Source organism: Chryseobacterium sp. MEBOG07 (assembly GCF_021869745.1).
GTDB classification, from domain to species: Bacteria; Bacteroidota; Bacteroidia; order Flavobacteriales; family Weeksellaceae; genus Chryseobacterium; species Chryseobacterium viscerum.
On the sequence record NZ_CP084579.1, the window covers coordinates 3,930,890 to 3,944,928 of the forward strand.

Here is a 14,039-nt window from a genome sequence, read left to right on the forward strand (position 1 = left end):
TACATTTAGTAAGTAATATCTACACCGCCGATTAATAGCATCTATATATAATTTAGATAAGAAATTTCGTTTCGTTTAAAAAATATTTTTACCTTTGCGAAGTGAATTTTAACAACGGAACATATTATTATAGAATTTTTAACTCAGATCTGGGATAGGGATTCTTATGAATATAATTTAAAACCTCGTCCTAGGACGAGGTTTTTTTATTTAAAAAAATTTAAAAAGATGAAAATAAGTATTATTGGAGTAGGATTAATCGGAGGTTCGATGGCCTTGAAATTAAGGGACAGAAATATCGCCAGCTTCATTTACGGAATCGATAACAATACACAGCATATCAATGACGCCTTAGATCTTAAGATCATTGATGCTGAAGCAGATCTGGAGCAGGGAATCAAAAATTCGGATCTGATTATCCTTGCCATTCCTGTAGATGCAGCCAGAAAATTGCTTCCAGCTGTTTTGGATCTTGTGTCTGACCATCAAACGGTAATGGATGCAGGTTCTACAAAAGCAGGAATTGTAAAGGCCGTAAAAAACCACCCGAAACGATCAAGATTTGTAGCCTTCCACCCGATGTGGGGAACAGAAAACAGCGGTCCAAAATCTGCCATTGCAGAGAGTTTTGCTGGGAAAGCAGGTGTTATATGCAATAAGGAAGAGTCTGCAGATGATGCGCTGAACATCGTTGAAAAAGTAGTGGATGCTCTTGACATGCATATGATCTACATGGACGCTGAAGATCATGATATCCATACGGCTTATATTTCCCATATTTCCCATATTACCTCTTACGCTCTTGCCAATACGGTGTTGGAAAAAGAACGTGAAGAAGAAACCATTTTTCAGCTTGCCAGTTCCGGTTTTTCAAGTACGGTTCGTCTTGCCAAGTCACATCCTGAAATGTGGGTTCCCATTTTTAAGCAGAACAAAGAAAATGTACTGGATGTTCTGAATGAACATATCACCCAACTCAGAAAATTCAAATCTGCACTGGAAAAAGAAAACTACGAATACCTTGAAGAACTGATTACCAACGCCAACAGAATCAGAGGAATTTTAAGGTAACAACCTATATACGACACTAAAAGCCCGACAGCTTTTACTTTTATTTTATTAAGGAACCCTTAGTCAGTAATGTCTAAGGGTTTTATGTTTTTATATACCATTATTTTTATTAATAGTATTTCCAGTTTTCAGCACATACTTTTATTCACTTTAATCAATTAAATTTTAATAAAATTAAAAAATACTTTAACTTTATTAAAAAAAAACATTACTTTCGTAAAAAATATAATCCATGAAACTCCCCATAGTCTGTCCAAGTTGCGACAATACTCTTAACGTAAGCCAGATGAAATGTTCTAGCTGCAAAACAGAAGTAAGCGGTGATTATGAACTTCCGGTGCTCCTTAAACTGAACCGCGAAGAACAGGATTTTGTTCTCAATTTTTTCCTGTCGAGCGGAAGTATCAAAGAAATGGCTAAACAGGCAGGCCTATCCTATCCTACCATGAGAAATAAAATGGATGACCTCATTACTAAGATCGATCAACTAAAAACCAATCTGTAAAACTCAATCTTATGAACTGGAAAACCATTTTCAATCCGTTTGAAAAATTTGACGAAAAATTACTCCTGTTAGTAGGAATCTTCACAATAGTAGTTTCTATTGCAATCGGGTATTGGACGGAAACTACTTACACCAGTATATATAAAATAGATAATGTAAAAGACATTTCTCTTCAAACTACAGCCATTATAACGACGGCAAGTTTTGCTTCAGCCATTATTATTCTTTTTATATTGGGTAAAACCTTAAATAATAGAACAAGGCTTATTGATATTGTCAATACCGTTTTACTTTCACAGCTTGTTCTAGCTGTTTTGCAGCCTATAAACAAGATTCCTTTTATAGAGAATTCGCAAAAAACAATGATAAGCTACTCCAAAAATCCTACTGAATCAACTCCTATACTTGATATCAGCATTATGATGGCTGTGGCTATGTTCAGTATTCTTGTTTTAATTTACAGCATTGTCATTTATTATAATGGCTTTAAAACCGCTACCAATATCAAAAAATGGCAGCATATTGTTCTTTTTGCTGTAGTATCGCTTGTTACTACTTTAGCCTGCCAGATTATAATGTCTAATTTTATTTAAAATACCATGAAAATCAAATTATTACTAGTGCTGGTCTTTCTGGCACATCTTTGTCACGCCCAAATTGAAGGCGTATGGAACGGTGAACTGGATATCCAAAACATGAAACTTCCTATCATTTTCAAAATTAAAAAAGAAAAAGAAGGATACAGTTCTTTTCTTAACAGTCCGAAACAGAGTGCCCGGGATTTCATCGTTGATAAGACCCAGTTCAGTAACAATGAACTGAATTTTGAGATACAAGAAATAAATGCCAGCTATAAAGGAGTTTATAAAACAGACCATTTTGAAGGAAACTTTGTCCAAAATGGAAAAACGATCCCTTTAAATCTGTTCAGGGATCTTCAAAAAAGTCAGGATGTTCCTTACCTCAATGGAAAAGCCATCAACACAAAAAAAATAGATGATTTTCTGGATTATATGGTTCAGAATAATCAGGGAATAGGCAGTGTCTCCATCTTCAGAAATGGTTCCGAAATCTATCATAGAAATTTTGGCCAGCAGCAGCTGAAAAACATTACGTATGATAAAAACACTCAATACCAGATAGGATCTGTGAGCAAACTGATCACTGCTGTCATGCTCTATCAGCTTATAGAAAAAGGAAAATTATCTTTAACTGATAAACTGGAAAAATTCTATCCTGATATTCCCAATTCCAAAAATATTACCCTAAAGAATATGCTCAATCACACCAGCGGACTTGGAGATTATGTAGGAAAATCGATTCAGAATAACTGGCTTTTCGAAAAACCTGTAGGTGATAAAGCGATTATTAATGCTATAAAAAAAGAAGGGGTCCTCTTCCAGCCTGGAAAAAAAACACGATACTCCAATTCAGCATATTTCTTATTAAGCAGAATTTTGGAGAAGTTATATAACAAGCCTTATAATGAGATCTTAAAAGAAAACATCCTGGAAAAGGCAAAAATGAACCATACCTTTTCGGTCATTGATAATCCTGAAAATGTTTTTAAATCTTATCACCAAGAAGCAGGAAACTGGACTGAGGTGAAGGATTTCAACTTTCATAACTGCATCGGATTAGGAGATATTGTTTCTACGACGGAAGATCTTAACATCTTCGCCAATGCATTATTTAATGGGCAGTTCATAAAAAAAGAAACATTGACAACGATGATTTCAGATAAGAATGAAAAAACTTTTGGCTCCGGAATTATGAAGATGCCTTTTTATAATATTGAGGCATACGGGCATGGTGGAGATACTGCAGGAACCCATTCAACGGTATCTTATGAACCAACTGATCAGTTATCTTTTGCGATGAGCATCAATGGTGAAAACTTCCCACACAACAGTATGTTTGTTGCGATTCTGAATTTTATATATGACAGGGATTATTCATATCCGACCTTTAATACAATTAAAGCTCCTGTTTCCGAGTTGGAAAAATATCCGGGAGACTATACTTCTAAAGATATTCCTTTAGGATTAAAGATATTTATCAAAAACGAAACTCTGTTTGCTCAGGGAACAGGGCAGCCGGAATTCGCCTTAGAATATGTAGATAAAAATCAGTTTAAGTTTGACCAAGCAGGTTTGAAAATCACTTTCATTCCTGAAAAAGGACAGCTTGAACTTATACAACGAGATAAGAAATATCTGTTTAATAAAAAGTAATTTTCAGATCACATTACCCCATAAAAAAATCCTTAGACCCATGATCTAAGGATTTTATATTTTTTACAATAAATTTCTTTGTTAACATTCCGGAACGTTTACCGCAATAGCCAGTCCGCCTTCGGAAGTTTCTTTGAAACGGTCACTCATCGCCTGAGCGGTTTCCCACATCGTCTGGATCACCTCATCTAATGTTACTTTTGCCTTAGCAGGATCACTTTCCAGTGCAATATTGGCTGCTGTAATTGCTTTCATCGCTCCCATTGTATTTCTTTCAATACATGGAATCTGCACCAGTCCTTTAATCGGGTCACATGTCAATCCAAGGTGATGTTCCATTGCAATTTCTGCCGCCATCAATACCTGTCCTACACTTCCCCCAAGAATTTCTGTAAGCCCTGCCGCAGCCATGGCGGAAGAAACTCCGATCTCAGCCTGACAGCCTCCCATTGCTGCAGAAATGGTTGCATTTTTCTTGAATAGTGTCCCAATTTCCCCTGCAACAAGTAAGAACCTTGCAATATCATCTTCACTGGTAAATGGTGTAAACGCCTGAGCATACATCAATACGGCCGGAATTACTCCACTCGCTCCATTGGTAGGCGCGGTAATAATTCTTCCGAAACTTGCATTCTCTTCATTCACGGCCAATGCAAAACAGGCAATCCATTTGTTGATGTTCGTGAAGTTTTCTTCGGCATCAACTACCTGCTGGAACCATTCATCTTTATTTTTATAAATTTTGTCTCCCAACAATTTTCTGTTGATTCCCGCAGCTCTTCGGGTAACATTCAGTCCTCCTGGAAGAATTCCTTCTTTATTGACACCTTTATAGATGCATTCTTTGATCTGCTGCCAGATGTAAAGTGCTTCTCCTCTCGTTTCCTCCTGAGTTCTCCAGCTTTCTTCATTCATGAAAATTAAGTCTGAAATTTTATCAAATCCCAGTTTTTCACAATATTTTGCAATATCCGAAGCTTTATGACAAGGATACAATGTACGTACACACTGCTTTTGGATAGAGTTTTTTTCCTGACTGGCAATGAAACCGCCTCCTACAGAATAAAAATCCTGCACAAGCTCCGTTCCGTCTTCGAAAACAGCTCTGAAGATCATTCCGTTCGGATGAAAATCAAGGCTCTTTTTCATATTTAAAATCAAGTGATGTCCGTAAACAAATGGAATGATTTTCTCCCCTCCTAGATTAAGGGTTTGAGTATTTTTGATGTAGTCTATTTTTTCGTCAATTTTCGAAGTATTGATCGTCTTAAAATCTTCTCCATTCAAACCGAGCATTCCTGCAATATCAGTTCCGTGCCCGATCCCCGTTTTTGCGAGTGAGCCAAAAAATTCAAGAAAAACCTCTTTAACTTCTTCGATTGATCTTTCTCTTTTTATAATCCTGATAAATGCTGCTGCAGCATTCCAAGGCCCCATCGTGTGCGAACTGGACGGGCCTATTCCTACTTTAATAATTTCAAAAACCGATATTGATTCCATAAATGATTCGTCATTTTCCTCAATAACAAAGATACATGATAAATCCTAATAAAAGCATAGCACAACCTTAGATTTATTTGGTTTGACAGCCCATAAAATAAGTATTTTTGTAGATGAGCTGATCGTATGAGTTTCAATCAGATCTATTATTACACTGTTCTTTTTAATCATTTTTTTAAATGGAAACATTAATTAAGAGTATTCTGCAACATGCCCAATTAAGTCCGGAAGAAATAGCTGCCTTTAAAAATTTCTGGACAGAAAAAACATTGGAAAAAGGGGAATTTCTATTGAGAAACGGGGAAATATGCCGCTATGACAGTTATATCATTTCGGGAGTTTTAAAAGCTTTCTGCATCAATGAGGAAAACGGAAATGAAGAAATTCTCTTTCTAGCCATTGACCATTGGTGGGCAACCGATATTGCCAGTTTTTCAAAACAAAAGCCTTCCATTTATAATATACAAGCTGTAGAAAAAACAAAGCTTTTACAGATCAGCCATCAGTCTTTTCAAAAAATGCTGAAGGAAATTCCATCCCTGGAAAAATACTTCAGAATTATTCTGGAAGGTTATCTTGGAACTCTTGAAAAAAGAGTTGTGTTCAATCATATGCTCAAAGCGGAACAAAAGTATTATGATTTCCTGGAAACTTATCCCGACATTTCATCCAGAGTTCCTCAGTATCTGATTGCTTCTTACCTGGGAGTCTCCGCAGAATTTATCAGCCGAATCCGTAAAAAAAATAAATCCTCTTGAACTAGATCAATTTTTCGGGAATAAATAATCAGGAATTTTGCTGTTATAAATTCTTAGCAAATGAAAATATTGATTATTAATGCCAGTGTAAGAAATGAGAGATCTTACAGCAGAAAACTAACCCAGCTTTTCGTTGAAAACTGGAAGACCAAATACCCTCTCGATACTTTTACCTACAGAGAAGCTGGAACAGACAACATCCCCAATATTGATGAATTCTGGATCGCAGGAGCGTTCAAAAAACCTACAGACAGGACTGAAGAAAACCAAAAGTCTTTACAGCTCAGTAATGAACTGATACAGGAACTCAAGAAACATGACGTATATGTGATCGGAACTCCCATGTACAACTGGTCTATTCCTGCCGGATTGAAGGCTTATATTGACCAGGTAATGCGAATCAATGAAACCTGGAAATTCAGATCAGGAATTCCGGATGGCGATTACGTGGGTCTCCTTGAAAATAAAAAACTCTTTATCCTCTCAACACGGGGTGATACCGGATATGGAGAAAATGAAAAGAATGGCCATATCAATTTTCAAACGACTTACCTGAAGCATATTTTCGGAATTATGGGCGTAAATAATGTCACTATTCATTCATTAGATAATGAAGAATTTGGAGGTGAAGTTTTTGAAAATTCAAAAAATAAAATCTTTGAAGCGATTCATTCTATTCATTAAGATCATAAAAGATCTTTTAAACTTTTAAAGGTTCTCAGGGCATTGAATCATCAACATGCCCTGTTTTTTATCAATTGAAACTTTCCTCATGCTGTGAAAGATCAAGCCCTTTATTTTCAGACTCTTCAGAAACGCGTAATGTAATGATAGAGTCTGTAATTTTATATAAAAGCAACGAACCCAAAAAGGTGAAAGCAGAAACCAAAATTAATGCAGCCATGTGATGAAGAAAAACCTCAAAACCTCCGTGAAGCAGGCTGGCTTTTTCACCATGGGCAAAAATGGCGGTAAGAATCATTCCCATAATTCCTCCTACTCCATGACAGGCAAAAACGTCTAAAGTATCATCTATCTTCTTTAAAGCTTTCCAGTTGACCATCACATTTGAAACTATCGCCGTGATAAATCCTATAAAAAGACTTTCCTGAATACTTACAAAGCCACATCCGGGAGTAATAGCCACCAGTCCTACGACAGCACCAATACAAGCTCCCAATGCAGATACACTTCTTCCATTGATCCTGTCGAAAAAAATCCATGTCAGCATCGCTGAAGCGGAGGCAATAGTAGTGGTTCCGAAAGCTGTAGCTGCAGAAGCAGAAGCACTCAATGCCGATCCTGCATTGAATCCGAACCACCCAAACCATAACATTCCTGTTCCCAAAAGGACATAGGGAATATTGGAAGGCTCATGATGCGGATTTTTCCTGTTTCCGACCACCAATGCTCCTGCAAGTGCCGCAAAACCAGCACTCATATGCACGACGGTACCGCCTGCGAAATCTTTTACTCCAAAATATTTGTTTAAAAGACCATCAGGATGCCATACCATATGACAAAGCGGTGTATAAATACAAATACTGAAAAGGACAATGAATAAAAGATAAGAAATAAAACGAACCCTCTCCGCAAATGATCCGGTAATAATAGCAGGTGTAATAACTGCAAATTTCATCTGAAACAGGGCAAACAGGATAAAGGGAATAGTTGGCGCCATCATTTTATGCGGCAGATTTCCAACGCCGCTAAAGAAGGGGTAACTTAATGGGTTTCCAATAATTCCGTAATGCTGTCCATCAATTGTAATTCCTAGAGGTTCTCCAAAAGATAAAGAAAACCCTACCACTACCCAGACAATAGAAATTACTCCTAAAGCAATAAAGCTTTGCAACATTGTAGAAATCACATTTTTCCGACCTACCATCCCTCCATAAAAAAAGGATAGTCCTGGCGTCATCAACAGGACAAGGCCCGCAGCGGCCAAAATCCATGCGACATCTGCCCCTACAATTTTATCTTCGCTTAAAAACTCGCGTGTATCAGGAATATCTGCTGCCGGATTCCAGAATAAACCTCCGAATGCAACAAGTGTAATCACAGAGAATGAAACGATCCATTTTAATCCTATTTTCATAAAATTTATATTTAACCCTATCAAATTTAAATATAAATTTCATAAAAAACATATTTTTTTAAACAACACCCCTATAAAAAAAATATTTATAAAATAATATTATTATTTTTCACAAAACACTTCATTCAATATTTTAGTAACTTCTTTAGATTTGGTCGCAGGAAAAAGATGGGTTCCTCCTTTAACGATATAATCCGGATTGGAATAACGGATTGGAAAAACAATATCTTTATCTCCTAAGATCTGAATTACATTCGGATTTTCTTCAAACTTCCATTCAGAAACTTTTTCTACAGACCATTTCAGGTAATAAGGATCTTTTACTTTAAAATATTGCATAAGCTTTGGATTTTTAGGATCAAAAAGCTTTCGGATAACGGCATATACATTCGCGGCCCTATCATTGAATAAGCCTACAGGTAATATTCTTGGAATTTTGGTTACCTCACTTGTTTTTATGAATTTGGATTTTTCTTTGTCAGATTTTATACTTCCCAGTATCACTACTTTCTCAGCTGGTTTCAGCTGATTGATCTCCTGCACAATAATTCCTCCAAAAGAGTATCCCAACAAGCAGAACGGCTCTGAGTCGTCTACTTTCTCTGCCATTCTTTTGACATAAGCATCAAAAGGCTCATTTTTTTCCGGAATAAGCCAATCTATAAAAATCAATTCACAGTGTTTGGGAAACGTTATTCTTTCAAGGACTTTAAAGTCTGCTCCCAGACCGCTTACGATATAAATTTTCATACTACTAATTTATAAAAAATACAGGAAAACGGGAATGGCTGACACAAATCTTATCGAATAAGGTAATAAAAAATGAGCGGTTCTTATGAACGGCTCATTTCTATATTGATTATATTTTCAATCTTATTTTTTCTTCTTTGGAACTCTATTCTCATTATCCAGCATTTCTGTGGTAACTTTGAACTGAATATCCATTTCATTCTTAATGAAATAGTCTTTCAATGAAGACTGATAGAACACTTTAAAGTCTCTTCTGTTTAGAGAAAACTTCGCAGATTCAATAGATGTTGTAAACTGAGTAACGTATACATTCGCAGGGAAAGAAATCGTCTTTCTCACTCCTTTAAGGGTAAGGTCACCATAGACTGTAGAATTGTATTCACTGTTTGCTAAAGGAATAATTTTAGTCAAATGGAATTTGGCAATAGGGAATTTTTTTACTTCAAAGAAGTTTGTGCTTTTCAGATCATTAGTCAGCTTGATCTGATCCTCATCGGAAACATCTCCGGCCATCATACTTCTCATATCTATCACAAACTCTCCGTCTACCAGAACAGTATGATCAAAGTTGAATTTTCCGCTTTTTAGCTTTACTGTTCCTGAGTGGGAAGATGCTTCGGTTTTTACCACCTTATACCCCCACCATCTGATCTCTGATGAAGTCACTTTTGCAACTTTATCAAATTTCTTTTGGGCAGAAACAAATGATATGCCTGCACACACCATAGCAAACAATAGTAATCTTTTCATTCTTTTTTATTTACAATTCAACAAAAATAAAAAAAGTGTAGAACTTCTACACTTTTAACAATCTTTTTTTGATTAATTTATTGAGCAGTTACTTTTACAAGCATTTCAATATCATCTTTCACAAAAACATCCTGCATTGTAGACTTGTAAGCTACATCAAATTTTTGTCTGTCGAAAGAGAATTTATTTGATACTAAACTTACTACTCCTTTGCTGTAAGAAATCTTAGCAGGGAAAGATACTGGGTTTGTTTTTCCTTTTACAGTAAGGTTTCCTGTTACAAGAGAGTTGTACACTTTATCGTTGTTTTTCTTTACTCCTGTAATTTTGAAACTTGCTGTAGGGAATTTTTCAACTTCAAAGAAGTCACCGTTCTTAAGGTGCCCGTTAAGTTTTTGCTGATATTCTCCTGTAAGGTCAGTAGAGCTGATAGAAGTCATATCCAAAACGAAGCTACCGCCTACCAATTGGTTTCCTTTCATTACCATATCTCCAGACTTTACTTTTACAGTACCGTCGTGAGAGCTAGCCTCAGATTTTGCTACTTTGTATCCCCACCAGTGTACATCAGACGCTACTACTTTTTTTGACTGTCCGAAAGCTAGACCACCAGCTAAAACTGCTAATAAAAATATTTTTTTCATTGAATAGAGTTATTTACTTATTTAATGATGCAAATGTAGGTATCTTATTCAATAGATTTCATTGATGTACATCAATAAAATTTATTATTTTCATGAATAATATCATCCATAAAAAAAACTCCGAATTTCTTCGGAGCTCTGTTTATTCTTGATAGTAAGCGGTATAAAGCGCTATACCATTTAATGCTGTATGATTTTGCTTGACCAGATATATAGGAGTACTTCTAAGCATCTCCTCCATTTTATCACTGATCTTGAATTTCTCATAGAATTTAGCCTTATCAATATATTCTCTTATGGTCTGTGGAATATCTCCGGCAATTAGTAATCCTCCGGTAGCTTTAAGCTTTAATGTTAAGTTGTTTGCTTCTCTTGCCAAAAACTCAAGGAAGGTATCTAAAGCAATTTTGCAAATAAGGACATTCTCCTCTACTGCGGCTTTATATAGTTCTTCTACGAAATTCCCTTGTGCAAGACGCTCGCTCAGCCATTCTGGTTCAGGGTGTCTTTTCACATCTCTTAAGAATCTATAAATATTGAATAATCCAGACTTGGAAAGTACATTTTCCCAGCTTACAATACCATAGATATTATTTAAGAACTGGTAAAACTCAACTTCTACGTTGGTTCTTGGTGAAAATTCTGAGTGTCCTCCTTCAGTTGCGAAAGGTCTCAGGTATTTTCCGTCAAAGAAATATCCAGCCTCACCCAGTCCGTTTCCGGGAGCAAGAACTGCTACGTTTCCTCTTTCAAGATGTCCGCTGGTATAGATCGCTTCAAGATCGTTATCTTCAAGAAGAGCCATTCCGTAAGCAGAAGCTTCAAGGTCGTTCAGCATGTCTACTTTTTCAAACCCGAAATCACGGGCATATTCTTCAACATCTAAATTCCATCCCAACCTTACAGGGTTACTTTTCCCATAAAGCACAGGACCTGGCACAGCCATTCCCAGACGTTTTACATTTTGCAGTTGATTATCCTGGATAAACTTCTTTAAAATATCTGAAAAAGCAGCATATTCTTTAGTTGCATAGGTATTTTGTACTTGTATCTCAAGACCTCCGTTTCCGGAAACAAAATATCCTAAGATCGTTATATCTTCACGAAGACTTGCTCCAATGATAGAAACATTATCATTATTACTGTTCTCTACTCCTGGTAAATAAAGTGGAAATTTTGGATTCAGAATCATAACCTCTAATTTTACCAAATATAATAATTGTTTTTGTAAATCCTGCACAGAACAAAAAAACCTTTCCACTTTCGTGAAAAGGTTTTGGTTAATAATTGTTTATATATTAAATCTAACTACTTTCCTAATGGAATATTGTAACCGAATCCTACTCCGATATTCCCCACATTATAGTCCTGACCTGGCAAATCTCCTTTTGTTCCTACAAAAACCTTTTGGTATTGTACGAAGAAATTCCAGTCTCTATTGTGGTATCCGATCTCCGGCTTGATGTAGAAACCTCCGCTTGCTCTTTCAACATTGGTGTTTGATGCAACTGTTTTATCTCCAACCAAGAAACCATATCCTAAATCTGTTCCGAAATAGAAACCTGTTTGTTTTGGATAAATTCTGATTAAAGCTGCTACAGGGACTACTCCTACATCATTGTTTTTATACCCGTTGTTCTCTTTTCCGAAATAGTGAGTATATCCTGTTGCGATACCTAATCCAAATCCTGGTGTAATCAGGTTCTGGTAAGCAACATCTACTCCTACTGCAGCAGAAAGATTATCTGAGGGAACTGCTAAACCAACATTTGCACCTACTTTAATCATATTATTCATTTGAGAACTTTGGGCGCTTGCTATACCTGCTGTTAAAACTCCAGCCAGCAATATTGCTTGTTTAAACATTTTCATAACTCTAATTTTTAAATTTTACTAAACAAGAGGATGTAAAAATCGTGCCAAGCAAGGTTAATTCATTGATTTTAACACTCAAACAAACCATAAAACAATGAATATCAGCATCTTATTTTTTAACAAAATTTAAATGTTTGTTTAACAAAAATTATCAAAAAATGATATCGAAAAGTGAATTAAAGAAAAAAGGGAACAGGGAGATGGAAGTAATATACTATTATAAAAATTAATCCTCTTTACCACAACATAATAACTCCCAGCCTCATTCCTCCAGCTCTCTTTACAATATTAACAATTCTTAACCCGTTATTACTTTTAACCTTTCTTCTGTAAATACATCAAAAAAATAAATTCTCATGGCTGATTCATTATTAAAAAATAAACATCTTCTTTGGCGGGCAGGTTTCGGTCTTGGAGTTAATCAAATTGATGATCTGAAGAATAAGAACATTAAAATGTTGATGAATGAGTTATTTAAAGAGGATAACTTTAGTGAGATTACTTATGACACTCCGGATCCGGATTCTGCCGCAGATTATATGAACAGTACTGCTCCTGCAGAAAAGAAAAAAGAAATGCAGCGAATCAACAGGGAGCAAAATAATGAACTTAACCTCAACTTTCTGGATAAAATCGTTAACAGCAAGGAACAGATGAGGGAAAAGATGGCGTTTTTCTGGCATGGGCATTTTGCATCAAGAGTGGTAAATCCAAAGTTCAACAAACAGCTTTTAAATACTATCCGGAAAAATGCACTGGGAAATTTCAAAGACCTGCTTTTTGAAGTAAGCCAGTCGCCAGCCATGCTTAACTTTCTGAATAATCAGCAGAACAAAAAAGATCATCCTAATGAAAATTTCGCCCGCGAAGTCATGGAACTTTTTACCATGGGAAGAGGCAACTATACTGAAAAAGATGTGAGAGAGGGCGCCAGAGCCTTTACAGGATGGAGCTATGATAAGGAAGGAAATTTTAAAGAAAGAAAAAACCTCCACGATGAAGGGGTCAAAACTTTTCTAGGAAAAACAGGCAATTTCGATGGAAATGATGTTTTAAATATTATTCTGGAACAAAAAACAACGGCACAGTTTATTACCACCAAGATATATAAATTTTTTGTCAATGAAAAGATCGATCAGGATATCGTTAATACACTCAGTGCGAATTTTTACAATTCCGACTATGATATCAAAAAACTGATGAATGAGATATTTTCGAGCACGTGGTTTTATGATCAAAAAAATATAGGTAACCGGATAAAATCTCCTGTAGAGCTGATGGCGGGTATCATGCGGATACTTCCTATGCAGATTCAGAATCCTGAAAACCTCATCGTTTATCAGAAATTATTGGGACAGATGCTCCTTTATCCCCCCAATGTATCAGGATGGCCCAACGGAAAATCGTGGATCGACAGCTCTACCTTGATGCTGAGACTTCAGGTGCCACAGATCTGGTCCGGTCTCAGGCCTTTAGAATACAGCCCGCGACAGGATGATGATATTGATATGGGAATGAAATCTAGGGAAACAGCTTTAAACAAAAGCTTTAAAAATCCGAATATCACGATCGACTGGGGCCGTATTGAAAAGCTTTTCGCCAATAAAAACTGTGAAGACTATCTTCTTCAAAATACCCAGAGCCTCGACATGAATTCTGTAAAGAATTTTTCTGATAAGAGTATAAAAATGAATGTAATCAACCTGATGTCAACCCCGGAATACCAGTTAATGTAGGTAGAAGATTTTAGCTTGCAGGCAGCAGGTAGTATCGGTCGCTGTATAACTTAGCACCATTTATTTATTATTTGCTGCTATAAAATTTTTATAAAAACAAACAGTAGTAAAAATATAC

Annotated in this window: 14 protein-coding genes; 7 read left to right on the forward strand and 7 right to left on the reverse strand. The window is 36.1% G+C overall.

From position 1 onward, the window contains the following. Nucleotides 1–228: 228 nt before the first annotated feature. From LF886_RS18000 to LF886_RS18015, 4 genes are all read left to right on the forward strand, one after another. The gene (locus tag LF886_RS18000) at nucleotides 229–1,071 is read left to right on the forward strand and encodes a prephenate dehydrogenase (protein WP_124530409.1); all 843 of its coding nucleotides are present in this window, start codon (nucleotides 229–231) and stop codon (nucleotides 1,069–1,071) included. Nucleotides 1,072–1,303: 232 nt separating this feature from the next. Beyond that, complete coding sequence (locus LF886_RS18005) at nucleotides 1,304–1,576, forward strand: DUF2089 family protein (protein WP_236850989.1); 273 nt, start codon at nucleotides 1,304–1,306, stop codon at nucleotides 1,574–1,576. A gap of 11 nt (nucleotides 1,577–1,587) precedes the next feature. After that, a complete protein-coding gene (locus LF886_RS18010) occupies nucleotides 1,588–2,169 on the forward strand; it encodes a YIP1 family protein (protein ID WP_236850990.1) in 582 nt (193 codons plus the stop codon). Between the two features lie 6 nt (nucleotides 2,170–2,175). Next, the gene (locus LF886_RS18015) at nucleotides 2,176–3,810 is read left to right on the forward strand and encodes a serine hydrolase domain-containing protein (protein WP_236850991.1); all 1,635 of its coding nucleotides are present in this window, start codon (nucleotides 2,176–2,178) and stop codon (nucleotides 3,808–3,810) included. 81 nt (nucleotides 3,811–3,891) lie between these two features. Here LF886_RS18015 and LF886_RS18020 read toward each other — a convergent pair whose 3' ends face one another. Beyond that, entirely contained in the window at nucleotides 3,892–5,310 is a 1,419-nt protein-coding gene (locus LF886_RS18020; RefSeq protein WP_236850992.1) for an L-serine ammonia-lyase, read from the reverse strand. Nucleotides 5,311–5,489: 179 nt separating this feature from the next. Here LF886_RS18020 and LF886_RS18025 point away from each other — a divergent pair, with 179 nt between their 5' ends. Both LF886_RS18025 and LF886_RS18030 read left to right on the forward strand, forming a co-directional pair. Next, nucleotides 5,490–6,068 carry a Crp/Fnr family transcriptional regulator gene (locus tag LF886_RS18025; protein WP_236850993.1) on the forward strand — a complete coding sequence of 193 codons (579 nt, stop codon included), beginning with the start codon at nucleotides 5,490–5,492 and terminating at the stop codon, nucleotides 6,066–6,068. A 60-nt stretch (nucleotides 6,069–6,128) separates the two neighbouring features. Further along, the gene (locus tag LF886_RS18030; RefSeq protein ID WP_236850994.1) at nucleotides 6,129–6,752 is read left to right on the forward strand and encodes an FMN-dependent NADH-azoreductase; all 624 of its coding nucleotides are present in this window, start codon (nucleotides 6,129–6,131) and stop codon (nucleotides 6,750–6,752) included. 70 nt (nucleotides 6,753–6,822) lie between these two features. On the opposite strand, the gene LF886_RS18035 is transcribed toward LF886_RS18030, so the two are convergent. The 6 genes from LF886_RS18035 to LF886_RS18060 form a co-directional block, all read right to left on the reverse strand. Then, a complete protein-coding gene (locus LF886_RS18035; protein WP_236850995.1) occupies nucleotides 6,823–8,166 on the reverse strand; it encodes an ammonium transporter in 1,344 nt (447 codons plus the stop codon). 102 nt (nucleotides 8,167–8,268) lie between these two features. Further along, a complete protein-coding gene (locus LF886_RS18040) occupies nucleotides 8,269–8,916 on the reverse strand; it encodes an alpha/beta hydrolase (protein ID WP_236850996.1) in 648 nt (215 codons plus the stop codon). 123 nt (nucleotides 8,917–9,039) lie between these two features. Further along, complete coding sequence (locus tag LF886_RS18045; RefSeq protein ID WP_236850997.1) at nucleotides 9,040–9,666, reverse strand: YceI family protein; 627 nt, start codon at nucleotides 9,664–9,666, stop codon at nucleotides 9,040–9,042. A 77-nt stretch (nucleotides 9,667–9,743) separates the two neighbouring features. Continuing rightward, nucleotides 9,744–10,310 carry a YceI family protein gene (locus LF886_RS18050; protein ID WP_103233523.1) on the reverse strand — a complete coding sequence of 189 codons (567 nt, stop codon included), beginning with the start codon at nucleotides 10,308–10,310 and terminating at the stop codon, nucleotides 9,744–9,746. A gap of 142 nt (nucleotides 10,311–10,452) precedes the next feature. Next, entirely contained in the window at nucleotides 10,453–11,502 is a 1,050-nt protein-coding gene (locus tag LF886_RS18055) for a glucokinase (RefSeq protein WP_236850998.1), read from the reverse strand. A gap of 116 nt (nucleotides 11,503–11,618) precedes the next feature. After that, a complete protein-coding gene (locus LF886_RS18060; RefSeq protein WP_236850999.1) occupies nucleotides 11,619–12,182 on the reverse strand; it encodes a hypothetical protein in 564 nt (187 codons plus the stop codon). Between the two features lie 359 nt (nucleotides 12,183–12,541). Between LF886_RS18060 and LF886_RS18065 the strand changes: the two genes are divergently transcribed. Continuing rightward, nucleotides 12,542–13,921: a DUF1800 family protein gene (locus tag LF886_RS18065; RefSeq protein WP_236851000.1), complete on the forward strand. Its 1,380-nt coding sequence runs from the start codon at nucleotides 12,542–12,544 to the stop codon at nucleotides 13,919–13,921. Nucleotides 13,922–14,039: the final 118 nt, after the last annotated feature.

Bases quoted from the DNA above. Each gene is read 5' to 3' on its own strand.
- LF886_RS18000 (WP_124530409.1), top strand. From the start codon at position 229: ATGAAAATAAGTATTATTGGAGTAGGATTAATCGGAGGTTCGATGGCC.
- LF886_RS18005 (WP_236850989.1), top strand. From the start codon at position 1,304: ATGAAACTCCCCATAGTCTGTCCAAGTTGCGACAATACTCTTAACGTA.
- LF886_RS18010 (WP_236850990.1), top strand. From the start codon at position 1,588: ATGAACTGGAAAACCATTTTCAATCCGTTTGAAAAATTTGACGAAAAA.
- LF886_RS18015 (WP_236850991.1), top strand. From the start codon at position 2,176: ATGAAAATCAAATTATTACTAGTGCTGGTCTTTCTGGCACATCTTTGT.
- LF886_RS18020 (WP_236850992.1), bottom strand. From the start codon at position 5,310: ATGGAATCAATATCGGTTTTTGAAATTATTAAAGTAGGAATAGGCCCG.
- LF886_RS18025 (WP_236850993.1), top strand. From the start codon at position 5,490: ATGGAAACATTAATTAAGAGTATTCTGCAACATGCCCAATTAAGTCCG.
- LF886_RS18030 (WP_236850994.1), top strand. From the start codon at position 6,129: ATGAAAATATTGATTATTAATGCCAGTGTAAGAAATGAGAGATCTTAC.
- LF886_RS18035 (WP_236850995.1), bottom strand. From the start codon at position 8,166: ATGAAAATAGGATTAAAATGGATCGTTTCATTCTCTGTGATTACACTT.
- LF886_RS18040 (WP_236850996.1), bottom strand. From the start codon at position 8,916: ATGAAAATTTATATCGTAAGCGGTCTGGGAGCAGACTTTAAAGTCCTT.
- LF886_RS18045 (WP_236850997.1), bottom strand. From the start codon at position 9,666: ATGAAAAGATTACTATTGTTTGCTATGGTGTGTGCAGGCATATCATTT.
- LF886_RS18050 (WP_103233523.1), bottom strand. From the start codon at position 10,310: ATGAAAAAAATATTTTTATTAGCAGTTTTAGCTGGTGGTCTAGCTTTC.
- LF886_RS18055 (WP_236850998.1), bottom strand. From the start codon at position 11,502: ATGATTCTGAATCCAAAATTTCCACTTTATTTACCAGGAGTAGAGAAC.
- LF886_RS18060 (WP_236850999.1), bottom strand. From the start codon at position 12,182: ATGAAAATGTTTAAACAAGCAATATTGCTGGCTGGAGTTTTAACAGCA.
- LF886_RS18065 (WP_236851000.1), top strand. From the start codon at position 12,542: ATGGCTGATTCATTATTAAAAAATAAACATCTTCTTTGGCGGGCAGGT.